Here is a 24,810-nt window from a genome sequence, read left to right as displayed (position 1 = left end):
GAGTCTGGCAATGCCATTACGCGAAGCGTGTTTGTGGGAACTACTGACCCCTGGCCGGCCGGATCGCGCCGCGCTCAAGGGCGAAGTAAAAGCCGATGTGTGCGTGATCGGCGCCGGTATCACCGGTTTGTCAGCGGCCATCCATCTGCTGGAGCAAGGTAAAAGTGTGTGCGTGCTGGAGGCCCATCGCACCGGCCATGGCGGTTCGGGGCGTAACGTTGGCTTGGTCAATGCCGGGCTGTGGATCCCCCCGGACGAGATCGAGGCCGGTTTCGGCACGGCGGTGGGTAGCCAGCTCAACCGCATGCTCGGTGCGGCACCGTCCCTGGTGTTCAGCCTGATCGACAAGTACAAGATTGATTGCCAGTTGCGCCGTGAGGGCACCTTGCACATGGCGCACAACGCCCGTGGCGAAGCCGACCTGCGCAGCCGCGAGGAACAATGGAAGCGCCGCGGCGCGCCCGTCGAACTGTTGACCGGTGCTGCGTGCGAGCAGGCCACCGGCACCAAAAAGATCGCCGCCGCCTTGCTCGACCGGCGCGCCGGTACCTTGAACCCGATGGCCTACACCAGCGGCCTGGCCAATGCGGCGGTGGGCCTGGGCGGGCAGTTGTTCGACCATTCCCCAGTGACTCAATTGGAGCGCCAGGGCCAGCACTGGTCTGTGCAAACTGCCCAGGGCGCGGTGCAGGCTGCACAAGTGGTGATCGCCTCCAATGCCTACACCGAAGGTGAGTGGACGGATTTGCGGCGCAATTTTTTCCCCGGCTATTACTACCAAGTGGCTTCGGCGCCATTGAGCGATGACGCCGCGCAACAAATCCTCCCGGGCGGCCAGGGTTCCTGGGATACGCGCCAGGTGCTGAGCAGCATCCGCCGCGATGCCGAGGGGCGTTTGTTGCTGGGCAGCCTGGGCAATGGCAACCAGAAGCCGGCGTGGTTCCTCAAGGCCTGGGCTGACCGTGTGCAGCAGCATTATTTCCCGTTTCTCAAGGCGGTGGATTGGCAATACACCTGGACCGGCTGCATCGCCTTCACCCCGGACCACTTGATGCGCCTTTTCGAGCCTGCGCCCGGCTTGGTGGCGGTCACTGGCTACAACGGGCGTGGTGTGACCACGGGCAGTGTAGTGGGCAAGGCATTTGCCGATTATTTGTGCCACCAGGATCCCCAGGCCCTGCCAATTCCGTTCGCCCCCATGCAACCGCTGGCCGGGGTGGGCCTGCGCAGTTGCCTGTACGAGGCTGGGTTTTCGCTGTACCACGCCGGCCAATGTCTGCGAATTGTCATCTGATCAGCGAAATACCCCTCAAAAGCCGGCATTTTCTTAGCCGGCTACTAATCTGTATTGGTGCGAGTCGTAGCAGTGACGCACTGTAAATGTGCACTTCCGTTACGCCCATGGTTACAGATGAACAAGGGTTCGCTTGATGGCTGGCTGACATCAGTTTTTCGAGCGGGTTTCACCCTTTTTACCCATTGGTTGCACCTTTGCGGGCTAGACGGTTGCACGTCCCGCCAAAAAGGCACCGAAACACCTGTAATAACAATGACACCGTGTCTTTCTGAAATAAAAAAACGCAATGGCACGCTGCTTGCTCTGAGCTTTTAGTGAAGGTTTCAAGTGAAAGTTTGAAGTGAAATTGCAGTGCCCATTCAACAAAAAACTCGGAGCACCACTCATGTCCCAGACGTTTTACAAGAAAGGTTTCCTGGCCCTCGCGGTAGCTGCCGCGCTGGGTGTTTCTACGTTTGTTCAAGCTGATGTGAAGATTGGCGTAGCGGGGCCGATGACCGGCGCCAACGCTGCCTTCGGTGAGCAGTACATGAAAGGTGCCCAGGCGGCAGCTGACGTTATCAACAAGGCCGGCGGGATCAACGGCGAGCAGATCAAGCTGGTGGCCGGCGACGATGCGTGCGAGCCCAAGCAGGCCGTGGCCGTGGCCAACCGCCTGGCCGACCAGGACAAAGTGATCGGTGTGGTCGGGCACTTCTGCTCGTCGAACACCATTCCTGCCTCCGAGGTGTATGACGAAGCGGGCATCATCGCAATCACTCCAGGCTCCACCAACCCACAAGTCACCGAGCGTGGCCTGGGCGCCATGTTCCGCATGTGCGGGCGTGACGACCAGCAAGGCATCGTGGCCGGTGACTACATCGTCGATGTGCTCAAGGGCAAGAAAGTCGCGGTCATCAACGACAAGGACACCTACGGCAAAGGCCTGGCCGATGCCACTGCGGCACAGTTGACCAAGCGCGGCGTCAAGCCGGTGCTGGAAGAAGGCCTGACCCGTGGCGAGAAAGACTTCAGCGCCCTGGTCACCAAGATCCGTTCCCTGGGCGCCGACGTCGTCTACTTCGGCGGCTTGCACCCGGAAGCCGGTCCACTGGTGCGCCAGATCCGTGAAGCGGGCCTCAAGGACGTCAAGTTCATGTCCGACGATGGTGTAGTGACCGATGAACTGGTCGCCACTGCCGGTGGTGCGCAGTACGTCAATGGCGTCTACATGACATTCGGTGCTGACCCGCGCCTGCTGCCCGACAGCAAGGCGGTGGTGGAAGAGTTCCGCAAGAATGGCACTGAGCCAGAAGGCTACACCCTGTACGCCTACGCTTCGATCCAGGCCCTGGCAGCTGGCTTCAACGGCGCCAAGTCCAACAAGGGCGAAGACGCGGCCAAGTGGCTGAAAGCCAACCCGGTGCAAACCGTGATGGGCAAGAAGGAGTGGGACACCAAGGGCGACCTGAAGGTCTCCGATTACGTGGTTTACCAGTGGGACAAGGACGGCAAATACCACCAGTTGGAAAAGCAGAAGTAATCCGAACTGACGGCATCTTCCTGTAGGAGCGAGCTTGCTCGCGAAGAGCGTTAACGATGACGCAGGCATCCTGAATGCCGCATCGCTCTCGGGTTTTTCGCGAGCAAGCTTGCTCCTACAAGGAGCGTTGCTAAGCCTCTGTTTTCCTCCAGAAGGGCCGCACACCCAACGGTGTGCAGGTCCTCACCGCGTGAGATTGCGTTATGGATGGTATTTTCCTGCAGCAACTGGTCAACGGCCTGACCCTCGGGTCGGTCTATGGCCTGATCGCCATCGGCTACACAATGGTCTATGGCATCATTGGCATGATCAACTTCGCCCACGGCGAGGTTTATATGATTTCCGCTTACCTCGCGGCGATCAGTCTGGCACTGCTGGCTTACTTCGGCCTCGAATCCTTCCCGCTACTCATCCTTGGCACGTTGATATTCACCGTGGTGGTCACCGGCGTCTACGGTTGGGTCATCGAGCGTGTCGCCTACAAACCGTTGCGTAACTCCACCCGCCTGGCCCCGCTGATCAGCGCTATCGGTATTTCGTTGATCCTGCAGAACTACGCGCAGATCGCCCAGGGCGCCAAGCAACAAGGCATTCCGACCCTGCTGGCCGGCGCCTGGCGCGTCGATATCGGCACTGGGTTCGTGCAGTTGACCTACACCAAGGTCTTTATCCTGGTCGCGGCCTTTGCCGGCATGGCACTGCTGACCTACATCATCAAGTACACCAAGCTCGGCCGCATGTGCCGCGCGACCCAGCAAGACCGCAAGATGGCCTCGATCCTGGGGATCAACACCGACCGCGTGATCTCCTACGTGTTTGTCATCGGTGCCGCCATGGCGGCCCTGGCCGGTGTGCTGATCACCCTGAACTACGGCACGTTCGACTTCTATGCCGGCTTCATCATCGGCATCAAGGCATTTACCGCCGCAGTACTTGGCGGCATCGGCTCCCTGCCCGGGGCGATGCTGGGCGGGATCATCCTGGGGATTTCCGAGTCGCTGTTCTCGGGGTTGATCAACTCTGACTACAAAGACGTGTTCAGTTTCTCCCTGCTGGTGGTGATTCTGATTTTCCGTCCCCAGGGCCTGCTTGGTCGCCCACTCGTGGCGAAGGTGTAAACATGTCTGCAGCCAAATCTATCGATATCAAGAAAAGTGTGGTCGATGCAGTCCTCGCCGGGCTGATTTCCCTGATCGTGTTCGGGCCCATCGTCGGCGTGGTCCTGGACGGCTACAGCTTCAACCTGGAACCGGCCCGCGTGGGCTTGCTGGTGGCCATCGTGATGGTCGGGCGCCTGGTCATGAGCCTGTTCCTGCAAACCCCCAAGGGCTTGAAGATTCTCCAGGGTTTTGAAACCTCGGGCTCCGGCGTGCATGTGCTGGCGCCGGACTACAAGTCGCGGTTGCGCTGGATCATCCCGGCGCTGATCGTGATCGCCATCGTCTTTCCGTTTTTTGCCAACAAGTACCTGCTGACCGTGGTGATCCTCGGGCTGATCTACGTGTTGCTCGGCCTGGGCCTGAACATCGTGGTCGGCCTGGCCGGGCTGCTCGACCTGGGGTACGTGGCGTTCTACGCCATCGGCGCCTATGGCCTGGCCCTGGGTTATCAATACCTGGGCCTGGGGTTCTGGACGGTGCTGCCACTGGCGGCCATCGCTGCTGCGCTTGCGGGGTGCATACTGGGCTTCCCGGTGTTGCGAATGCACGGTGACTACCTGGCCATCGTGACCCTGGGTTTTGGTGAAATCATCCGCCTGGTGCTCAACAACTGGCTGTCGTTCACCGGCGGGCCGAACGGTATGCCGGTGCCATCGCCGACGTTCCTCGGCCTGGAATTCGGCCGGCGTGCCAAGGAAGGCGGGGTGCCGTTCCATGAGTTCTTCGGCATTGCCTACAACCCCAACGTGAAATTCCTGTTCATCTACATCGTGCTGTTTCTGGTGGTGCTGCTGGTGCTGTACATCAAGCACCGCCTGACCCGCATGCCGGTGGGCCGCGCCTGGGAAGCCTTGCGCGAGGATGAGATCGCCTGCCGCTCCATGGGCCTGAACCACGTGCTGGTGAAACTTTCGGCGTTCACCATTGGTGCGTCCACTGCTGGCCTGGCCGGGGTGTTTTTTGCCAGCTACCAGGGCTTCGTCAACCCGTCGTCGTTTACCTTCTTCGAGTCGGCGCTGATCCTCGCCATCGTGGTGCTGGGCGGCATGGGGTCGACGGTGGGCGTGGTGATTGCCGCGTTCGTGCTGACCGTGGCACCTGAACTGCTGCGTAGCTTCTCCGAGTACCGCGTGCTGCTGTTTGGCGTGCTGATGGTGGTGATGATGATCTGGCGCCCACGCGGCTTGATCCGGATCAGCCGAACCGGGGTGACACCACGCAAGGGGGTGGCGCCATGAGCAAGGAAGTCGTTCTCAACGTGGAACACCTGATGATGCACTTCGGTGGCATCAAGGCCTTGAGCGATGTGAGCCTCAAGGTCGAGCGCAACTCGATCTTCGCCCTGATTGGCCCCAACGGTGCTGGCAAGACCACGGTGTTCAACTGCCTGACCGGTTTCTATACGGCCAGCGGCGGCAAGATCGAACTCAACATCCGTGGCAAGCAGACCAATGTGATCCAGTTGCTTGGCGAGCGCTTCAAACCCACCGACTTTGTTTCGCCCAAGAGCTTTTTCAGTCGGGTGTACTACAAGATGTTCGGCGGTACCCACCTGGTGAACCGCGCCGGCCTGGCCCGGACGTTCCAGAACATTCGCCTGTTCAAGGAAATGTCGGTGGTGGAAAACCTGCTGGTGGCCCAGCACATGTGGGTCAACCGCAACATGCTGGCAGGCATTCTCAACACCAAGGGCTACCGCAAGGCGGAAAGCGATGCCCTCGACCATGCATTCTACTGGCTGGAGGTGGTGGACCTGGTGGACTGTGCCAACCGCCTGGCTGGCGAGTTGTCCTACGGCCAGCAGCGCCGCCTGGAAATCGCCCGCGCCATGTGCACCCGGCCGCAGATCATCTGCCTCGACGAACCGGCTGCGGGCCTCAACCCCCAGGAAACCGAAGCCCTCAGCGCGATGATTCGCCTGCTGCGCGACGAACACGACCTCACAGTGGTCTTGATTGAACATGACATGGGCATGGTGATGAGTATTTCCGACCACATCGTGGTGCTGGACCACGGCAACGTCATCGCCGAGGGCGGGCCGGAAGCGATCCGCAACGACCCGAAAGTGATCGCGGCCTACCTGGGCGCCGATGAAGAGGAGTTGGTATGAGTACACCTATCCTCGAAATGAAGGACCTGGACGTGTTTTATGGCCCGATCCAGGCCTTGAAGAAAGTCTCGTTGCACATCGACGAAGGCGAAACCGTCAGCCTGATCGGCTCCAACGGCGCGGGCAAGTCCACGCTATTGATGTCGATCTTTGGCCAGCCACGGGCCGAGTCGGGGCAGATCCTGTACCAGGGCGTGGACATTACCCACAAGTCGTCCCACTACATCGCTTCCAACGGTATCGCCCAGTCTCCGGAAGGGCGGCGAGTGTTCCCCGACATGACCGTCGAGGAAAACCTGCTGATGGGCACCATCCCCATCGGTGACAAGCACGCCAGCGAAGATATGCAACGCATGTTCGAGCTGTTTCCACGGCTCAAGGAACGGCGCAACCAGCGCGCAATGACCATGTCCGGTGGCGAGCAGCAAATGCTCGCCATCGCCCGGGCGCTGATGAGCCGGCCCAAGCTGTTGCTGCTCGATGAGCCGAGCCTGGGGTTGGCGCCGATCGTGGTGAAGCAGATTTTTGCCACCCTGCGCGAACTGGCCGCCACCGGCATGACCATCTTCCTGGTGGAGCAGAACGCCAACCACGCGTTGCGCCTGTCTGACCGGGCGTATGTGATGGTCAACGGCGAGATTCGCCTCACAGGCAGCGGCAAGGAGCTGCTAGTCAACGAGGAAGTGCGCAACGCCTACCTCGGCGGGCATTAATCCGCCACCACCCTAGGCGCCAGCTTGTGTGGGAGCTGGCTTGCCTGCGATGCATACACCTCGGTATTTCAGGTAAACCGAGGTGATGCCATCGCGGGCAAGCCCGGCTCCCACATAAAGTTGGCTCTTACATTCTTGGGGCGTGCGCAGACCCTCCGGCAAATTGTGGAAAACAAATCCACACACCTCCGAAAGCGCGACATATAGCCGCCGCAAATCCCTGTTTTGTCACACAAATGACTTGTCCCCATCCGCTGTGGAACCGGCTGTGGGTAACATGGGAGTAGCTGGCTGCAAGCCTTTATTTACGAGGCTTACAGCGCGGTGGTTGTTTTTTGAACAGGCGCTTTTTTGTGGGGCCCGGCAGGTTTTGTCAACCTGTTCAAAGACACAGGTGAATGACCGAAAGATGACGCTCAGGCCTGTGGATAAGTCTGTGGTTAAACTCTGGAAAGACCTCCGTAGAGGCCGGTTTTACTGGCCTGGAGCCATGCCCCTCGACACATCCTTTTGCAGAGGCCTACATATGGCCGGTCCAAGGTCAAGCAAAAAACTTTTTGAATCGCCCTGAAAGCCTCGTACTCAGCGGCCTGCAGGGTTTCGTACTTGCCCCCAAAGACTGTGGGCGCAGCTGTGGATAACCTGCGCGCACATGGCTGTAAGCCACGGTTCATAGGGCATTGGTCAAGATGGTTAAAAAATGATCAAGGGTGTATCAAGTTGTGCGCTTAGCGGTTGCCGGGACGGCGGGGTAAGGGCATTCTGCTGGCTGATTTTTTCCCGATGCCTGCAAGGAGAACACCATGTCCAACACGCTGTTTATTACTGGCGCAACCTCAGGTTTCGGCGAAGCCTGTGCCCGTCGCTTTGCCGAGGCCGGCTGGAAACTGGTGCTCACCGGTCGTCGTGCCGAGCGCTTGAATGCCCTGGTCGAAGAGCTTTCCAAGCAGACCGAGGTGCATGGCCTGGTGGTGGACGTGCGTGACCGCAAGGGCATGGAAGAGGCGATTGCCAGCCTGCCACCGTCGTTCAGCAAGCTGCGCGGGCTGATCAACAATGCGGGCCTGGCGGTGGGCACGGATCCTGCGCCCAAATGCAGCCTCGACGATTGGGAAACCATGGTCGACACCAATATCAAAGGCCTGCTGACCACCACCAGCCTGCTGCTGCCGCGCCTGATCGCCCATGGCCGTGGCGCTGGGATCATCAACCTGGGCTCCATCGCCGGCAATTACCCATACCCGGGCAGCCACGTGTATGGCGGCTCCAAGGCGTTCGTCAAACAGTTCTCCCTGAACCTGCGCTGCGACCTGCAAGGCACCGGCGTGCGCGTGACCAACATCGAACCGGGGCTGTGCGAAAGCGAGTTCTCCCTGGTGCGCTTTGGCGGTGACCAGGCGCGTTACGACGCCACCTACGCCGGCGCCGAGCCGATCCAGCCGCAGGACATTGCCGACACCATCTTTTGGGTGATGAACACCCCGGCGCACGTGAACATCAACCGCCTGGAACTGATGCCGGTGAGCCAGACCTGGGCTGGGTTTGCGATTGAGCGTGGGGCCAAGTAAGGCTTGAGACCGCGCCGCCTGTTTCGCGAGCAAACCCACACACACATTCGACTGCATTCACAAATCCAAATGTGTGCGGGCTTGCTCGCGAAGGCGTCAGATCGGTCAAAACAGGGCATAAGGTACACTCCACTCCTGAAAACCCCACCGCACCCAGCGGTTTAAAGGTTTTGACAGGAGGATATGTGAGTAACCGAGGTGAGCAGGCACTGCTCAAACAATCGACCATCCTGATGTTCGCCGTGGCGATCGCCGGGATTGTCACGGGTGTGATATCAGGCGCCCAATCCATTTTGTTCGATGGCTTTTTCTCGCTGATCGCAACCTTTATCAAGGTGCTGATGCTGATCACGGCCAAGCTGATCGCCAAGAAAAGCAACGAGCGCTTCCAGTTCGGCTACTGGCACCTGGAGCCCATGGTGTTGCTGATCGAGGGCAGTTTCCTGCTACTGATTGCTATCTACGCGTTTCTCAACGGGGTGTTCGGCATTATCAATGGCGGGCGCGAGATCGAGTTGGGGCTGGTGATCATCTATGCCGCGGTGTTTACCGTGGTCGAGTTCGCCTATTTCTTCTACGTGCGCTACCGCAATCGCACGCTCAAGTCGTCGTTGATCCAGTTCGACAACATCAGTTGGCTGGTGGACGCCATGCTCTCCGTGGGCCTGCTGGTGAGCTTCCTCGCTGCGTTGCTGCTCAAGTCCCAGGGCTATGGCGAGTGGGCGGTGTATGTCGACCCCTTGATCCTGATCCTGCTGGCCCTGAGCATGCTGGCGCCGGCCTTGAAGATCCTGCGCCCGGCCTTGCGCGATGTGCTGGGGATTGCCCCGGACCAGTTGGACGACAAGGTGCGCGAAGTGATGGATGCGGCCCAGGCCCGGCATGGCTTCGATGACTATGTGTCCTACGTGCAGAAACACGGGCGGGCGCGGTTTATCGAGATTCATGTGGTGTTGCCGGCCGATTACCCGGTGGATAAGGTTGCGACACTCGATGAGCTGCGTGAAGAGATATCCACAGGGCTGGGCGCGGCGGACAAGGCGCGCTGGTTGACCATCAGCTTTACCGGGGATCGCAAGTGGATTGCCTGATAGTCAGTTAGACCGAGGTGAGGCTATCGCAGGCAAGCCAGCTCCTACATTTTGATGTGTGAACCCATTCAAGTGTGGGAGCGGGCTTGCTCGCGATGGGGCCGGAAAGATCAGCCGAAAAATTCGATCAGGCCCTGATAGCACGTCGCCAAATGGTAGGGCGTAGTCGACGGCATATCCCGCCGGCTTACCTCACCCTTGGCATCCAGGCACTCATTCCAGCCCTTTGCATGCAGGAAATGCTGCTGCAACGCCAGCAACTGGCGCTCCAGCACCGCCTCGCTGCCTGGCCGCAGCGTCAGCGCGCGCAGATATTCGGCCTGGGCCCAGATCCGCTGGGTGCCGTCGCGCACGCTGCCATCGAGTGCCAGCATCCCGCTGACTGCGCCGCTCACGTTATCCACACCCATCTGCTCGGCATAGGCAAACGCCCGGCTCAGCGAAGCGTGCAGGGGCGTGCCGCGCAGCACAGGCGAGGACTCCAGCAGGAAGAACCACTCGAACTGGTGCCCCGGCTCGAACCAGTTATCCACAGCACCCAGGGGCTTTTCCATCATCACGCCGTGCTGACGGTCGATAAAGCGTTGCTGCATGGCCGTCGCCAGTGCCAGCAGGGCCTGTTGCACCGCAGGGTCTTCACGTACCGCGAGGGTGGCGAGGAAACCTTCGGCCAGATGCATCAGCGGGTTTTGCAGCGGGCCGGACTTGAGGGACGACCAGTTGCGCTCCAATACGGCCTCATACAAGCCGTCGCCCGTGGCAAAGCGCTCGGCGACCACTTCCAGGGCGGCGTTGAGCACCGACTCCACCAGCGGCTCGCGGACCTTGGCCCAGTAATGGGCGCAGGCGAAGATGATAAACGCGTGGGTATACAGGTCTTTGCGCTTGTCCAGCGGCTTGCCGTGGGGGTCGATGCTGTAGAACCAGCCACCGTGCTCGGCGTCGTGGAAGTGCCGTTGCAGCGAGCGGAACAACGCCGCTGCACGTTCTTGCGCAAAGTCCTTGCCGGGCTCGCCGATCAGGCTGGCAAACACATACAGCTGCCGGGCGCAGGCCATGGCGCGGTAGCGCTGCGGGGCCAATGGCTGGTGATCGGCATCCAGTGCTTCATAGGGCAACGCCAACTCGGCATTCCAGCCTGGGCCCTGCCAGAGCGGCACGATCAGGTCGTTGAAGTGCGTGAGCACAGCGTTCAGTTGAGGCTTGTTGGCAGAGCTTGGAGCGATGGGCATCGGCTGGCGTCGTCACGGCAGGGGTGTTTGCCGCGCATGGTAGCAGAGGGGCACTGGCAAGCTTCAAGCTTTAAGCGGCAAGTGAAAGCTCAACAGCTCTTTACTTGCCGCTGAACGCTTGAAGCTTGCTGCTCTCGTCACCCGACGAGCAACCAACCCCCAGTCGCCGCCGAAGCGGCCCCTGCCACCCGCACCAGCGGCGCCGCCGCAGCCGGCAGAAAGCGCACCACTGCATAACCCGCCGCGTGCAGCACAGCCGTCGCCCCCACGAACCCGGCTGCATACGCCCACGGGCTGGTCATATCCGGCAGTTCCAGGCCGTGAGCCACGCCGTGGAACAGGGCAAACACGGCTGTTGCAGCTACCGCCACCGCCACCGGCGGACGAATCGCCAAAGCCACCGCCAGGCCCAGGGCCAGTACCGACGCGGCAATCCCGCTTTCCAGGGCCGGCAAGGCCAACCCTTCAAAACCGAGCACGCCACCGAGCAGCATGGTGCCGACAAAGGTGCAAGGCAGGGCCCAGCGCGCCGCGCCTTGTTGCTGCGCCGCCCACAGGCCGACGGCCAGCATCGCCAGCAAATGGTCGAGACCGCCGAGGGGATGGCTGATGCCGGCTACCAGACCATTGTCGCCGTGACCCGGATGGGCAAAGGCCAGGGCCGGGACCAGTAGCAGGGCGAGGGTGGCAAACAGTTTGTTGAGGCTCATAAGACAGCTCCTTGATAAGAGGGATCAGGCTGCGGTCAGCAGGCCCTGGCGTTCGATAAAGGCGACGATTTCGTCGAGGCCGACGCCGGTTTTCTGGTTGCTGAACACAAAGGGTTTGCCATTGCGCATGCGCTGGGTGTCGCTGTTCATCAGCTCCAGCGAGGCCCCGACCAGTGGCGCCAGGTCGATCTTGTTGATCACCAGCAGGTCGGACTTGCAGATTCCCGGTCCACCTTTGCGCGGTAGTTTGTCGCCGGCTGATACATCGATCACATAGATGGTCAGGTCTGACAGTTCGGGGCTGAAGGTGGCTGAGAGGTTGTCGCCGCCCGACTCCACCAGGATCAGGTCGAGGCCGGGAAAGCGTCGGTTCAGTTGATCAACCGCTTCGAGATTGATCGATGCATCTTCACGGATCGCCGTGTGCGGGCAGCCGCCGGTTTCCACGCCAATGATCCGCTCGGGCGCCAGGGCCTGGTTGCGCACCAGAAAGTCGGCGTCTTCGCGGGTGTAGATGTCGTTGGTGACCACCGCCAGGTTGTAGCGATCACGCAGGGCCAGGCACAGCGCCAGGGTCAAGGCGGTCTTGCCGGAGCCAACGGGGCCGCCGATACCGACGCGCAGGGGTTGTGTGTTCATGGGGCTCTCCTAGGAACGGAACAGGCGGCTGTACTGGCGCTCGTGGGCCATGCATGCCAGGGACAGGCCGAATGCGGCACTGCCAAAATGATGAGGGTCGCGCTGGCTGGCGTCCTGCTGGGCCTGTTGCAGCAGGGGCAGCAGTTCGCTGGTCAGGCGTTGGGCGGCTTGCTGGCCCAGGGGCAGGGTTTTCATCAGCACGGCCAATTGGTTTTCCAGCCAGCTCCAGAGCCAGGCGGCCAGGGCATCGTCGGGGCTGATCGTCCAGGCGCGAGCCGCGAGCGCCCAGCCCAGGGCCAAATGCGGCTCGCGGGTTGCCGTAAGAAAATCGCGGGCGGCTTCATCCAACTCCGGCAAGCCATTGAGCAGTTGTTGCAGGGAATAGCCCATCTGCCGGCTCTCCTGGAACAACTCACGGGTTTCGCGGCTGGCGCGATGCTCCTCGCAGAGTTGGCGCAGGCGCGCCCAGTCCTGGGCTGCGGCGGCCTGGCAATGGGCGAGCAGCAACGGCGCTTCGAAGCGCGCCAGGTTGAGCAGCAACTGGTCGCTGATCCAGCGTCGGGCGCTGTCGGCATCACTGACACAGGCATTCTCCACGGCCATTTCCAGGCCCTGTGAATAGCTGTAGCCGCCAATCGGCAATTGCGGACTGGCCAGGCGCAACAGCGCCCAGGCCGGGTTCACAGGCGCACGCCGAACTGATGCAGTTTGGGCGGGTAGTTGAAGTCTTCATCGCCGTGGCGCGAGTGATGATGACCGCCACCATAGGCGCCGTGTTCTGGCTGGAACGGTGCTTCGAGGGTTTCGGTATGGGCGCCCAATTGCTCCAGCATGGCCTTGAGCACGTAGTCATCGAGCAGGCGCAGCCAGCCGTCTCCCACTTGCAGGGCCACGTGGCGGTTGCCCAGGTGATAGGCCGCGCGGGTCAGTTCGAAGGCGCTGCTGCAGGTGACATGCAGCAGTTGTTCAGGGCGAGCACAGACGCGTACGACACGTCCGTCTTCAGCCTGTAGGAATTCTCCGTCATGCAGCGGCGGCTGGCCACGCTCCAGAAACAGGCCGACGTCTTCTCCCTCGGCACTGAAACAGCGCAGGCGGCTTTTGCTGCGAGCGTCGAAGTTCAGCAACAACTCTGCGGCCCAGACGGGTTGGGGGGCGATTCGGCGGTGGATCACCAGCATCAGGAAGCTTCCAGCTATGAGCGATAAACAGGCTAGAGCAAGGGGCTTGCCAATCTGGCTGGATGTGGGAAAACGACGTAGGAATCGAGTGTCTGCCACTCATTGGGGCAACAGGTTGCGCGAGGCATGACTCATTTTGGTGCGCGGTGGCGGCTTTTGGCGCCGAAGTTGTGCAGTTGGTTACGGGCTTCAGGGGCTTTGGGATGTGTCTTACAACGATCTGAGAGTTTCCGTTCATCTCGTTCTACGTCGTTTCACTAGGATTTCGCCCCTGTTTAATCCATCGCGACGTTCATCATGTTCAAGTCATTTTTAGGTGTAGTTATTGTCGGCCTGTTTGCGCTGACGTCATCGTCCTGGGCCAACGTCAGTAAACGCGGTACGTCACTGGCCTCGTTCAGTTCCGTGCCCAGGCCTGCCATCGACAACGTTGTCGACCGCGCCTATGAATTGTTGGGCAAGCCTTACAAATTGGGAGGGGCATCGGTGGATCAGGGGTTCGATTGCAGCGGTCTGTTGGTCTATCTGTTCAAGACCCAAGCCAATATTGTTATCCCGCGCACCACCTCGGCGATGCACCGCTCAACGGCGGCAACGATCAAGCGCGATGCGCTGCAACCCGGCGATGCGGTGTTTTTCAGGGGCAATGGCAGCGGCCAGGTTGGCCATGTCGGCTTGTACATCGGCGAAGGCAAATTCATTCATTCACCGCGCCCGGGCAAAAGCATCCGCATTGATTCGCTGGCCAACACCTACTGGAAGAAGAACTACACCACCGCCAAACGCTTCTACGCGGTGCGTTGATCGCTCTATTCGGTGCTGCCCAGGCCTTGCCAGTGCTTGAGACCGATAAAGATAAAGCGCAGTTGCTGGGTGATCTTGGCCTGGGGTGTGAGGTGTGCAGGCAGGGCGGCGGCGGGCGGGTCGATGATGTCGGGCAGGGTGGCGAACACGCTCTTGACGATCAGGTCGGCCATCACATGCAGACCCTCGGCATCCAGGTGCTGGAGTTTGGGCATCAGCGTCAGGTCGGCCGCCAGGTCCGAGGTAATGTCTTCGCGCAAGGCGCCGATGGCTTGGCGCACGGCCAGGCAACCGCCGTATTGCTCGCGGGCGAGGAATAAAAACTGTGAACGGTTGGCCGCGACCACATCGAGAAAGATCCGCACCGAGGCATCGATGATGCCGCCCATGACGAATTCGTTGTGGCGTACCAGGCGGATGGTGGCACGGAAGGTTTGGCCGACCTCACTGACGAGCACCAGGCCCAGTTGGTCCATATCGGCAAAGTGACGGTAGAAACCGGTCGGCACGATGCCAGCGCTCTTGGCCACTTCCCGCAGGCTCAGGCTGCCAAACCCTCGTCCACCCTCCATCAGATGGCGGGCTGCGTCCATCAAGGCAAGGCGGGTCTGTTGCTTCTGTTCGGCGCGGGGGAGCATGGGCGGGTGGGCTTTGTAGGCAAGGACAGCGACGCACTCTAGCAAATCAACTTTACCGGCGTCGAACTTCAAGCGAGACAAGGGTGTTGCGGGTCACACAAAGTCAAAGCCCGATCGCAGGGGATCGGGCTTTTTTCAGGGCCAGCACAGGCTTAGCTCGTAGCTTTATGCATTTCAGCCAGACGGTCGGAACCGCCTTCAGCTACGGCGTTACGTTCTTGCAGACGGTCAGAACCACCTTCAACCAGACCTTTCTGTTCCAGGCGATCGCGGCCGCCTTCAGCTACGGCATTGCGTTCTTGCAGACGATCCGAGCCACCTTCGACCAGACCTTTCTGTTCCAGGCGATCGCGGCCGCCTTCAGCTACGGCATTGCGTTCTTGCAGGCGATCCGAGCCACCTTCGACCAGGCCTTTCTGTTCCAGGCGATCGCGGCCACCTTCGGCAACGGTCTGGCTGATGTGTACAGCGTCAGATTTGACTTGTGGGATGGCTTGTTCTGCAGCTGGCAGGGCGAAAGCGCTGGTGGCCAGGACAGAGAGTGCAACACTGAGCAGTAATTGGCGTTTCATGATGAGTTGCTCCTTGGGAGGGCGATAAAGTGGGTACAGGGCTAATGCTACTCTCGATAACTCGATATAAAAGTTCATAAACACAATGGTAATAATCAACAGAATTGATTGTTCTACGCGATGGCTCTAGAACGCGCGTCTCAAGCACGCGCTTTTGCACCGATGTGGGTATTTTCGACACGGGCGTGGGTAACAACGGTGCGCCGTTGATGAAAGAAGCTGTCGGATTAGTCAGAAAAAGCGCTTTTCGCCGCTAATTCCACTCTGCGGTTAAACCCCCAGGCCATTTGCCAGTCGTAGCCATATAAGCTTTAGTCCTTGCGCGCGTTGCCACTGGCACGCGCAGTCGTAATCAGGAGCCCAGTGCAATGACGCGCACTCGTAAAATTCTCGCCTGGAGCAGTGCTTGCTTCGTTCTGTTAATCGCCGCCGTCGTGCTGATCCTGGTGTTCTTCGACTGGAACAGGATCAAGCCGCAACTCAATGCCAAAGTCTCCGAAGAGCTGCATCGCACCTTTGCCATTAATGGCAACCTGGCCGTGGTCTGGCAGCGCGAGCCGGACGAGGGCGGTTGGCGGGCCTGGGTGCCGTGGCCCCATGTGGTGGCCGAGGACCTGAGCCTGGGCAACCCCGAGTGGTCGAAAAAACCGCAGATGGTCAGCCTCAAGCGTGTCGAATTGCGTATCTCACCGTTGGCCTTGCTGGCCCAGCGCGTGGTGATTCCGCGTATCGACCTGACCGAACCGAGCGCCGAGTTGCAGCGCCTGGCCGATGGCCGCGCCAACTGGGTATTCAAATTTGATCCCAAGGACCCAAATGCCGAACCGTCCAACTGGGTGGTGGATATCGGCGCTATCGGCTTCGACAAGGGCCACGTGACCCTCGACGACCAGACGCTCAAGACCCGCCTGGATGTGCTGATCGACCCGCTGGGCAAGCCGGTTGCGTTCAGTGAAATAGTCGGTGAGCGCGACGCAAAAAAGGCCCTGGAGAAGGGCTCTGCCCCCCAGGACTACGCTTTCGGCCTCAAGGTCAGCGGTCAGTACCACGGCCAGAAACTCGCCGGCAGCGGCAAGATCGGCGGGTTGCTGGCCCTGCAGGACGCCGCTAAGCCATTCCCCCTGCAAGCCCAGGCCAGGATCGGTGACACCAGCATCGCCCTGGCCGGCACCCTGACCGACCCGCTGAACCTCGGCGCCCTGGATTTGCGCCTGAAACTGTCCGGTACCAGCCTGGGCAACCTTTACCCGCTGACTGGCGTGACTCTGCCGGACTCACCGGCCTATTCCACCGATGGTCGCTTGATCGCCAAATTGCATGAAGCCGGCGGCGCGTCGTTCCGTTATGAAAACTTCAACGGCAAGATCGGCAACAGCGATATCCATGGCGACCTGGCCTACGTCGCTAGCCAGCCGCGGCCCAAGCTCAGTGGTGCGCTGGTCTCCAATCAACTGTTACTGGCCGACCTGGCGCCGCTGATCGGTGCTGACTCCAACGCCAAGCAAAAGGCCCGTGGCGGTGAAAGCAAGCAACCGGCGACCAAGGTGCTGCCGGTGGAGGAGTTTCGCACCGAGCGCTGGCGCGATATGGACGCGGATGTCGAGTTCACGGGCAAACGCATTGTCCACAGCGCCGAACTGCCGTTCACCGACCTCTATACACACCTGGTGCTGACCGACGGCCAATTGAGCCTGGAACCCCTGCGTTTTGGCGTGGCGGGTGGCAAGCTCAGCGCGCAAATCCGCCTCAATGGCCGCATCACTCCGCTGGAGGGCCGGGCGAAGTTGACGGCGCGCAACTTCAAGCTCAAGCAGTTGTTCCCCACCTTTGAACCGATGAAAACCAGCTTCGGCGAACTCAACGGCGATGCCGACATCGCCGGGCGTGGCAACTCGGTGGCGGCGCTCTTGGGCAGTGCCAATGGCGATCTGAAAATGCTCATCAACGACGGCGCGATCAGCCGTGGCCTGATGGAAATTGCCGGGCTGAACGTGGGCAACTATGTGGTCGGCAAGATGTTTGGCGACAAGGAAGTGAAGATCAACTGCGCGGCGGCGGACTTCGGCATCAAGACCGGCCTGGCCACCAGTCGGCTGTTTGTGTTCGATACCGAGAACGCGATCATCTACATCGATGGCACCGCGAACATGGCCAGCGAACAACTGGACCTGACGATTACCCCGGAGTCCAAGGGTTTCCGCCTGTTCTCGCTGCGCTCGCCGCTGTACGTCAACGGGCCGTTTATCAAGCCCAATGCAGGGGTCAAGGCGGTGCCGTTAATGCTGCGGGGTGCAGGGATGGTGGCGTTGGGGGTGATTGTCGGGCCTGCGGCGGGATTGCTGGCGCTGGTGGCACCGAGCGGTGATGTGCCGAACCAGTGTGTGCCGCTGTTGCAGCAGATGAAGGAAGGCAAGGCGCCGAAGACGGTGAAGGGCTGACTGACGAGCCCGAAACCAAAATGTGAGTGCTACGCGGCGCAAAAAGTTTTATCGGATGTAGCCGGGTGTCATATCGATTGCCGCAGGGCTGGTCTAGGATCTGCTCAATCGCCTTTTTGACGGACGTTCGCCCCATGCCGCAGTCATTGGCTACACGTTATCCCCTGGTCCTGGTGCCGGGCATGCTCGGGTTTGTGCGGCTGGTGCTGTACCCGTATTGGTACGGGATCGTCCCGGCATTGCGTGCCGGCGGGGCGCAGGTGTTTGCGGTGCAGGTGGCGCCGCTCAACGCCAGTGAGGTGCGCGGCGAGCAGTTGCTGGTGCAGATCGAACAGATACGCCGCCAGACCGGCGCCGACAAGGTCAACCTGATCGGTCACAGCCAGGGTTCGCTCACCGCCCGTTACGCAGCGGCTAAACGCCCGGAATGGGTGGCCTCGGTCACGTCGGTGGCCGGGCCCAATCACGGTTCTGAACTGGCGGACTACTTGCACACCCACTACCCGGCCGATAGCGCCAAGGGGCGGATCATGAGTGCGTTGTTGCGCCTGGTGGGCGTGGTGATGGGGCTGCTCGAAACCGGCTATCGCGGCCCGCGTTTTGCGGCGGATATCCACGCCTCTCATCAGTCACTGACCAGTGAGGGTGTGGCGCTGTTCAATCGCCAGTACCCCCAGGGCTTGCCCGATACCTGGGGCGGGCAGGGCGCCGAGGAAGTGAACGGTGTGCGGTATTACTCCTGGTCCGGCACCTTGCAGCCGGGCAAGACTGATCGCGGGCGCAACCTGCTGGACGGTACAAACCGCAGTTGCCGGCTGTTTGCGCGCACCTTCGTCAAGGAGAAAGGCCAGTGCGATGGCATGGTCGGGCGCTACAGCTCGCACCTGGGCACGGTGATTGGTGATGACTATGCGCTGGACCATTTCGATATCGTCAACCAGTCGCTGGGCCTGGTGGGCAAGGGCGCCGAGCCGATTCGCCTGTTTGTCGAGCATGCGCAGCGGTTGAAGGCAGCCGGGATTTAGCGCCTTACCGGCGTCGTCCAGCGCTCCGACAAAATCACCCCACCCAACGTCAGCACGCCCCCGACCAGGTGATACAGCGCCAACTGCTCCTTGAGCACCACCGCGGCAATCAGCGCGGTGATCAACGGCAGCAAATTGAAAAACAGCGTGGTGCGGCTCGGCCCCAGGTTTTTCACCGAATGCATCCACGCAAGTGGCGCGATCATCGACGCCAGCAGGCAGGCATACACCACCAGGCCAATATTCGAGGGGCCCAGACCGACCTTGTCCGACGCCAGGAACAGCGGAAACAGCACCACCACCGCCACCAGCACCTGCAAATACAACAACACCAGGGGCGGCAGGCGCAGTTGCCATTTTTTCAGCAGGGTGCTGTAGATCGCATAGGCCAGCGTGGCCACCAGCATCATCGCGTCGCCCAGGTTCACCCCGTGTTGCAGCAGCGCGCCGAGGCTGCCGGACGATACCACCACCGCAACCCCGGCAAACGACAGGACTGCACCGGTCAAGGCGCCGAAGGTCAGGCGCTGGCCGAGACTGATAATGGCGGCGGTCAGGGCCATCAACGGCATCAGCGACAGGATGATCCCCATATTGGTGGCGCTGGTCAGGCTCGCCGCGTAGTACGCCAGGCTCTGGTAGACCGCCATGCCGAGCACACCGAGGATGACGATTTTGCCCAGGTTGGGGCGGATCAGCGCCCAGTTGGCAATGACCGGCTTGAGCATGAACGGGGTAAACAGGATGGCCGCCAGCAGCCAGCGATAAAAGCCGATCTCGGCCGGGAATATCGAGCCCACGGCGAGTTTGTTGACCACGGTATTGCCAGCCCAGATAAAAATGGCCAGCAGCGGATAAGCGTATTGCATCGCAAGGAACCAGGAACGTTAGTGAGGCTTGATTATCCTTTGTCTGGATCGAAGCCTATACTTCGATCCAGACAAGCCGCCTTTGTATCCAGACAACATGTCCAGAACCTACATCAACTTGCCCGATTTCGACGTACTGCCGGCCCCGGTGTACTTTCGCTATTCGGAGTTTGCCGCCGACAGCCATGCTTCCAGCCATCAACATGCATGGGGTTCCCTGGATTACTCGGCCCGTGGCGTGATGCGCTTTGAGGTGGGCGGCAACCGGTTTATGTCGCCGCCGCAATACGCGGTGTGGATCCCGCCCAACACCCAGCACAGCTCCTACAACGCCCAGGCGATTGTCTACCGCTCGGTGTACCTGGCGCCGTCCTTGTGCGAGCAATTGCCTGCGCAGCCCTGCACCCTGACCATCAGCGACATCCTCAAGGCCATCCTCAGTGACTTTGCCGAGCGCGACGTCAACATCCCCGCCAACGAGGCCGACGTGCGCCTGGCCCAGGTGCTGGTGGATCAACTGCGCCAGGCGCCGGTGCATGATTGTTTCCTGCCCTATGCCAGTAGCCCCGGCCTGCTCAGCGTGCTCGAAGGCATGCAGGTGGACCCTGGCGACAGCCGCGCGCTGGCGCAGTGGGCGCAGCAGGTGCATGTCAGCGAGCGCACCCTGGCCCGGCAATTTGTGCGTGAACTGGGCATGAGTTTTGGTGAGTGGCGCCAGCGCCTGCGTTTTCTGGCGGCCATTGAGGCGCTGGAAAGCAGCCGCAGTGTGCAGGAAGTAGCGTTTGACCTGGGCTACAGCACCGCCTCGGCGTTTATTGCGATGTTCCAGCGCCAGGCCGGCAGTACGCCGGAGCAGTATCGACGGACGAACCTACGTAGTAGGTGAAGGTGTAACAGGCTTTGTCTACACTGCAGGGGAGGCCGCGCCCCTCGGCGTGGTAACAGGGAGAAAACTCCATGAAGATGTTGCGTATTCCGTTGTTGATGATCGGTCTGCTGCTCTGTTCCCAAGGGTTTGCGGCCACTGCCCAGCAAAACAAAATGACCACCTGCAACGCCGAAGCTTCCACCAAGACCTTGAAGGGCGATGATCGCAAGGCCTTCATGAAAACCTGCCTCTCGGCCCCGGCCGCCAATGACGCCAAGACCCTGACCCCGCAGCAGCAAAAGATGAAGGACTGCAACGCGTCGGCCAAAACCAAGGCGCTGGCTGGCGATGCGCGTAAAACCTTTATGAGCACCTGCCTGAAGAATTAATAGCCCCGGACTACCTAAGGCTGCGACACTCGCACAGCCCTTACACCTGTAGGAGCGAGCTTGCTCGCGAAGAACGTGAACGGTATCGCGCGCATCTTGACTGCACGCGTTGCCCATGAGTTTTTCGCGGGCTTGCCCTAATGCCAGTCAGTTAAGGCTTTTTTGTAGGAGCGAGCTTGCTCGCGAAAAACTTACAGGCGCTGCATTCATTCAGTAAGCACGCGTTATCGTTGACGTTTTTCGCGAGCAAGCTCGCTCCTACAGAAGGCGATGACCGCTTAACTGACTGGCATTAGGGCAAGCCCGCTCCTACACGTCCTTTAACGCCGTTCGTTTAGAGGCTGTATGCCAACGTTTTCTCAGCGTCATGTGTTGTTGCTGGCCAGCTACATCATCATTTTCGGCGGATTGTTGCTGGTATTGCCGTTAAAACTGCTGCCCAGCCTGTTGGCTGGCTTGCTTGTCTTCGAACTGGTCAACATGCTCACCCCGCAGTTGCAACGGTTGATCGAAGGCCGGCGCGCACGCTGGTTGGCCGTGGCCTTGCTCGGCACGGTTATTGTCAGCGTACTGACTCTAATTTTTGCCGGCGCCATCAGCTTCCTGCTGCACGAAGCGGAAAACCCCGGGGCTTCCCTGGATAAATTCATGGGCGTGGTGGACCGCGCACGCGGCCAGTTGCCGCCGTTCCTCGACGCCTACCTGCCGGCCAGCGCCGCCGAATTTCGCGTGGCCATTGGCGATTGGTTGAGCAAGCACCTGAGCGATTTGCAACTGGTCGGCAAAGACGCCGCGCACATGTTCGTGACCCTGCTGATCGGCATGGTCCTGGGCGCCATCATCGCCTTGCAACGGGTCCCCGACCTGACCAAGCGCAAACCCCTGGCCGCCGCGCTGTTCGACCGCCTGCACCTGCTGGTCCAGGCCTTTCGCAACATTGTCTTCGCGCAAATCAAAATCGCTGCGCTCAACACTGTCTTCACCGGGATATTCCTCGCGGTAGTGCTGCCGCTGTGCGGGATCCACCTGCCGCTGACCAAGACCCTGATCGTCCTGACCTTCCTGCTGGGCCTGCTGCCGGTGATCGGCAACCTGATGTCCAACACCCTGATCACCATCGTCGCCCTGTCGCTGTCGATCTGGGTCGCGGTGGCGGCGCTGGGGTATCTGATCGTGATCCACAAGGTCGAGTACTTTCTCAACGCGCGCATCGTCGGCGGGCAGATCAGTGCCAAATCGTGGGAGTTGCTGTTGGCGATGTTGGTGTTCGAAGCCGCATTCGGCCTGCCGGGAGTGGTGGCGGGGCCGATCTACTATGCGTATTTGAAGAGTGAGTTGAAGTTGGGTGGGATGGTCTAAAACTTGAGGGTGTTTGGACTGGCCCTTTCGCGAGCAAGCCCGCTCCCACATTTGGACCGAGTTCCACCTTGGGAATGCAGTCTAAATGTGGGAGCGGGCTTGCTCGCGAAGGCCGCGCTACGGTCTTGGCTAAAGCTCAATAGCCATAGCGCTTACTGGCCTCAATCGCCAACCCACTGCCGATGCTGCCAAAGATATTCCCTTCTACGTGCCGCGCATTGGGCAGCATCGCCGAAACACTCTGGCGCAGGGCCGGGATGCCGCTGGAGCCGCCGGTGAAGAACACCGTGTCGACCTGGGCTACGTCCACCGAGGCGTCGTCGAGCAGTTGGGTCACGCTGTTGCGCACCCGTTCCAGCAGGTTGTCGATGGACGACTCGAACAGGGCGCGGCTCAGTTCCACGCTCAGGCCCGCCTCGACCCGATCCAGCGGCACATGGCGGCTGGCGTCGTGGGTGAGGTGGATCTTGGTTTCTTCCACTTCCATGGCCAGCCAGTGCCCGGCGCGCTGTTCGATCAGCTTGAACAACCGGTCGATGCCGCCGGTGTCTTCGATGTCGTAGCGCATGCTGCCCAACGCAATCTGGGACTTTTGCGAGTACACCGAGTTGATCGTGTGCCAGGTGGCCAGGTTCATATGGTGGCTGGTGGGCATGTAGGCGCCGCTTTTCATGCGGCTGCCGTAGCCGAACAGCGGCATCATGCCGGCCAGCGAGAGCTGTTTGTCGAAGTCGGTACCGCCGATGTGTACACCGCCGGTGGCGAGAATGTCGTCGTGGCGGTTGTCGTGCTTGCGCCGCTCAGGCGACAGGCGCACCAGGGAGAAGTCGGAGGTGCCGCCGCCGATATCGACGATCAGTACCAACTCTTCTTTTTCAATGGTGGACTCGTAGTCGAAGGCCGCGGCGATCGGTTCGTACTGGAACGAGACTTCCTTGAAGCCAAGCTTGCGGGCCACGTCCACCAGGGTGTCTTCGGCCTCTTTGTCGGCCATCGGGTCGTCATCGACGAAAAATACCGGGCGGCCCAGTACCACTTCTTCGAACTCACGGCCGGCGGTGGCTTCGGCGCGGTTCTTGAGCTGGCCGATAAACAGGCCCAGCAGGTCCTTGAACGGCATGGCCGTGCCCAATACGCTGGTGTCGTGTTTGATCAGCTTGGAGCCCAAAAGGCTCTTGAGCGAGCGCATCAGGCGGCCTTCGTAGCCTTCCAGGTACTCGTGCAGCGCCAGGCGGCCGTACACCGGGCGGCGTTCTTCGAAGTTGAAGAACACCACCGACGGCAGGGTAATCTTGTCGTCCTCCAGCGCGATAAGCGTTTCCATGCCGGGACGGATCCAGCCGACAGTGGAGTTGGACGTGCCGAAGTCGATGCCGCAGGCACGGGCTGGGGAGGTGTTGTTCATGTCTAACAGGTTCCGGTTAAAAAACGGCCGCGCAGTGTATGTCACTCGCGTGCAGATGCGTAGGCCGACTATCCGCTAAATACAGCAGACTTGTTACCTTGAAAGGTCGGCTCTTTGCCCCCAACTCCTGTGCATACGGTTGGTGGCTGTCGAAAGGATCAAGTTTGTCCTGCAAGCCGCCGATAATTTTCTGACGCACCTCGAACCGCCCCGCAATGCCCAGGCAGGCAGGGCGCGACTGTGCGATCTCGATAACGGATGGTGATGCCCCCATGGATTTCAAAGACTATTACAAGATTCTTGGTGTCGAGCCGACGGCCGATGACAAGCAGATCAAGGCCGCTTATCGCAAGCTGGCCCGTAAGTATCATCCCGACGTCAGCAAGGAAAAGGACGCGGAAGAGAAGTTCAAGGATGCCTCGGAAGCCTATGAAGCGTTGAAAAGTGCGGACAAGCGCGCCGAGTACGACGAATTGCGCCGCTATGGCCAGCATGGTCAACCGTTCCAGGGGCCGCCAGGCTGGCAGAGCCGTGGCGGGTTTGGCGGTGGCCAGGACAGCGGTGAGTTCTCTGACTTTTTCAGCTCGATCTTCGGCTCCCGTGGCGACGGCTTTGGTGGCGGTCAGCGCCGTCCTACAGGGCGTAAAGGCCAGGACGTGGAGATGCAGTTGTCGGTGTTCCTTGAGGAGACACTCTCTACCGAGTCCAAGCAGATCAGCTTCCAGGTCCCGCAATACGACGCCTCGGGCCGGCACGTCAGCAACACCACCAAGAGCCTGAACGTGAAGATCCCGGACGGTGTAGCCGATGGCGAGCGCATCCGCCTCAAGGGCCAGGGTGCGCCGGGGATTGGCGGTGGGGCCAATGGCGACCTGTACCTGATCATCAAGTTTGCGCCGCATCCCAAGTTCGAAGTGGACGGCGAAAACCTGATCATCAACCTGCCCCTGGCGCCATGGGAACTGGCCCTAGGCACGGAAGTGGCGGTGCCGACCCTCACCGGCAAGATCAACCTCAAGGTGCCGGCCGGCAGCCAGAATGGCCAGCGCATGCGCGCCAAGGGCCATGGCTTGCTGAACAAGGCCGGGCAACGCGGGTATCTGTTTGTGCAGCTCAAGGCGGTAATGCCTAAGAGCTGTGACGATGAGGTCAAGGCGTTGTGGCAGGAGTTGGCGAAAAAAGCCGACTTTGATCCACGGGAAACCTGGAGCCGCTAACAG

24 protein-coding genes are annotated in these 24,810 nt (G+C 60.5%); 15 read left to right on the top strand and 9 right to left on the bottom strand.

Going from position 1 to position 24,810, the window contains the following annotated elements; genetic code table 11:
* Window positions 1-10: 10 nt before the first annotated feature.
* The 8 genes from BFQ03_RS08595 (at window position 11) to BFQ03_RS08560 (ending at window position 9,461) form a co-directional block, all read left to right on the top strand.
* A complete protein-coding gene (locus tag BFQ03_RS08595; protein WP_065942871.1) occupies window positions 11-1,294 on the top strand; it encodes an L-pipecolate oxidase in 1,284 nt (427 codons plus the stop codon).
* A 388-nt stretch (window positions 1,295-1,682) separates the two neighbouring features.
* Window positions 1,683-2,819 (top strand): branched-chain amino acid ABC transporter substrate-binding protein, encoded by a 1,137-nt coding sequence (locus BFQ03_RS08590; protein WP_032862014.1) that lies wholly within the window; start codon window positions 1,683-1,685, stop codon window positions 2,817-2,819.
* A gap of 203 nt (window positions 2,820-3,022) precedes the next feature.
* A complete protein-coding gene (locus tag BFQ03_RS08585; protein ID WP_029300506.1) occupies window positions 3,023-3,937 on the top strand; it encodes an ABC transporter permease subunit in 915 nt (304 codons plus the stop codon).
* Window positions 3,938-3,939: 2 nt separating this feature from the next.
* Window positions 3,940-5,217, top strand: coding sequence for a high-affinity branched-chain amino acid ABC transporter permease LivM (livM, locus tag BFQ03_RS08580; RefSeq protein ID WP_032862010.1), 1,278 nt, complete (start codon window positions 3,940-3,942; stop codon window positions 5,215-5,217).
* Window positions 5,214-6,089, top strand: coding sequence for an ABC transporter ATP-binding protein (locus tag BFQ03_RS08575; protein ID WP_029300504.1), 876 nt, complete (start codon window positions 5,214-5,216; stop codon window positions 6,087-6,089). The genes livM and BFQ03_RS08575 overlap by 4 nt, the downstream gene beginning before the upstream one ends.
* Window positions 6,086-6,802 carry an ABC transporter ATP-binding protein gene (locus BFQ03_RS08570; RefSeq protein WP_032862008.1) on the top strand — a complete coding sequence of 239 codons (717 nt, stop codon included), beginning with the start codon at window positions 6,086-6,088 and terminating at the stop codon, window positions 6,800-6,802. Before BFQ03_RS08575 ends, BFQ03_RS08570 begins: the two co-directional genes overlap by 4 nt.
* A gap of 803 nt (window positions 6,803-7,605) precedes the next feature.
* Window positions 7,606-8,370 (top strand): SDR family oxidoreductase, encoded by a 765-nt coding sequence (locus BFQ03_RS08565; RefSeq protein WP_032862006.1) that lies wholly within the window; start codon window positions 7,606-7,608, stop codon window positions 8,368-8,370.
* Between the two features lie 185 nt (window positions 8,371-8,555).
* A complete protein-coding gene (locus tag BFQ03_RS08560; protein WP_065942870.1) occupies window positions 8,556-9,461 on the top strand; it encodes a cation diffusion facilitator family transporter in 906 nt (301 codons plus the stop codon).
* 110 nt (window positions 9,462-9,571) lie between these two features.
* Here BFQ03_RS08560 and BFQ03_RS08555 read toward each other — a convergent pair whose 3' ends face one another.
* From BFQ03_RS08555 to ureE, 5 genes are all read right to left on the bottom strand, one after another.
* Complete coding sequence (locus tag BFQ03_RS08555) at window positions 9,572-10,693, bottom strand: AGE family epimerase/isomerase (RefSeq protein ID WP_032862399.1); 1,122 nt, start codon at window positions 10,691-10,693, stop codon at window positions 9,572-9,574.
* A 137-nt stretch (window positions 10,694-10,830) separates the two neighbouring features.
* Complete coding sequence (locus tag BFQ03_RS08550; RefSeq protein WP_065942869.1) at window positions 10,831-11,403, bottom strand: HupE/UreJ family protein; 573 nt, start codon at window positions 11,401-11,403, stop codon at window positions 10,831-10,833.
* Between the two features lie 24 nt (window positions 11,404-11,427).
* Complete coding sequence (gene ureG / locus BFQ03_RS08545) at window positions 11,428-12,042, bottom strand: urease accessory protein UreG (protein WP_017849719.1); 615 nt, start codon at window positions 12,040-12,042, stop codon at window positions 11,428-11,430.
* Window positions 12,043-12,051: 9 nt separating this feature from the next.
* On the bottom strand, window positions 12,052-12,726 hold the full coding sequence (locus BFQ03_RS08540) for an urease accessory protein UreF (RefSeq protein ID WP_065942868.1): 675 nt from the start codon (window positions 12,724-12,726) through the stop codon (window positions 12,052-12,054).
* Window positions 12,723-13,223 carry an urease accessory protein UreE gene (gene ureE, locus BFQ03_RS08535; RefSeq protein WP_065942867.1) on the bottom strand — a complete coding sequence of 167 codons (501 nt, stop codon included), beginning with the start codon at window positions 13,221-13,223 and terminating at the stop codon, window positions 12,723-12,725. The genes BFQ03_RS08540 and ureE overlap by 4 nt, the downstream gene beginning before the upstream one ends.
* A gap of 297 nt (window positions 13,224-13,520) precedes the next feature.
* Between ureE and BFQ03_RS08530 the strand changes: the two genes are divergently transcribed.
* Entirely contained in the window at window positions 13,521-14,027 is a 507-nt protein-coding gene (locus BFQ03_RS08530; RefSeq protein ID WP_032862395.1) for a C40 family peptidase, read from the top strand.
* A 5-nt stretch (window positions 14,028-14,032) separates the two neighbouring features.
* On the opposite strand, the gene BFQ03_RS08525 is transcribed toward BFQ03_RS08530, so the two are convergent.
* Together BFQ03_RS08525 and BFQ03_RS28945 are read right to left on the bottom strand one after the other, a co-directional pair.
* Window positions 14,033-14,665, bottom strand: coding sequence for a TetR family transcriptional regulator (locus BFQ03_RS08525; protein ID WP_029300780.1), 633 nt, complete (start codon window positions 14,663-14,665; stop codon window positions 14,033-14,035).
* A gap of 152 nt (window positions 14,666-14,817) precedes the next feature.
* Entirely contained in the window at window positions 14,818-15,237 is a 420-nt protein-coding gene (locus BFQ03_RS28945) for a hypothetical protein (protein ID WP_082445654.1), read from the bottom strand.
* A gap of 368 nt (window positions 15,238-15,605) precedes the next feature.
* On the opposite strand from BFQ03_RS28945, the gene BFQ03_RS08515 reads away from it, so the two are divergent.
* Together BFQ03_RS08515 and BFQ03_RS08510 are read left to right on the top strand one after the other, a co-directional pair.
* The gene (locus BFQ03_RS08515) at window positions 15,606-17,675 is read left to right on the top strand and encodes an AsmA family protein (RefSeq protein ID WP_065942866.1); all 2,070 of its coding nucleotides are present in this window, start codon (window positions 15,606-15,608) and stop codon (window positions 17,673-17,675) included.
* 134 nt (window positions 17,676-17,809) lie between these two features.
* Window positions 17,810-18,700, top strand: coding sequence for an esterase/lipase family protein (locus BFQ03_RS08510; RefSeq protein WP_065942865.1), 891 nt, complete (start codon window positions 17,810-17,812; stop codon window positions 18,698-18,700).
* Here BFQ03_RS08510 and BFQ03_RS08505 read toward each other — a convergent pair.
* Entirely contained in the window at window positions 18,697-19,569 is an 873-nt protein-coding gene (locus tag BFQ03_RS08505; RefSeq protein WP_032862390.1) for a DMT family transporter, read from the bottom strand. The genes BFQ03_RS08510 and BFQ03_RS08505 overlap by 4 nt on opposite strands.
* A gap of 97 nt (window positions 19,570-19,666) precedes the next feature.
* Between BFQ03_RS08505 and BFQ03_RS08500 the strand changes: the two genes are divergently transcribed.
* From BFQ03_RS08500 to BFQ03_RS08490, 3 genes are all read left to right on the top strand, one after another.
* Window positions 19,667-20,455: an AraC family transcriptional regulator gene (locus BFQ03_RS08500; protein ID WP_032862400.1), complete on the top strand. Its 789-nt coding sequence runs from the start codon at window positions 19,667-19,669 to the stop codon at window positions 20,453-20,455.
* 71 nt (window positions 20,456-20,526) lie between these two features.
* The gene (locus BFQ03_RS08495) at window positions 20,527-20,826 is read left to right on the top strand and encodes a PsiF family protein (protein WP_032862388.1); all 300 of its coding nucleotides are present in this window, start codon (window positions 20,527-20,529) and stop codon (window positions 20,824-20,826) included.
* 345 nt (window positions 20,827-21,171) lie between these two features.
* Window positions 21,172-22,185, top strand: coding sequence for an AI-2E family transporter (locus BFQ03_RS08490; RefSeq protein ID WP_032862386.1), 1,014 nt, complete (start codon window positions 21,172-21,174; stop codon window positions 22,183-22,185).
* A 136-nt stretch (window positions 22,186-22,321) separates the two neighbouring features.
* Here the strand turns inward: BFQ03_RS08490 and BFQ03_RS08485 are convergent, their stop codons facing one another.
* Entirely contained in the window at window positions 22,322-23,590 is a 1,269-nt protein-coding gene (locus BFQ03_RS08485; protein WP_032862385.1) for an Hsp70 family protein, read from the bottom strand.
* Between the two features lie 272 nt (window positions 23,591-23,862).
* On the opposite strand from BFQ03_RS08485, the gene BFQ03_RS08475 reads away from it, so the two are divergent.
* Window positions 23,863-24,807, top strand: coding sequence for a DnaJ C-terminal domain-containing protein (locus BFQ03_RS08475; RefSeq protein ID WP_065942864.1), 945 nt, complete (start codon window positions 23,863-23,865; stop codon window positions 24,805-24,807).
* The last annotated feature ends 3 nt before the right edge of the window (window positions 24,808-24,810 follow it).

It is taken from the genome of Pseudomonas sp. 25 R 14, from assembly GCF_900004755.1.
Classification (GTDB): domain Bacteria; phylum Pseudomonadota; class Gammaproteobacteria; order Pseudomonadales; family Pseudomonadaceae; genus Aquipseudomonas; species Aquipseudomonas brenneri.
This window is presented reverse-complemented; position numbering and strand designations above follow the sequence as displayed.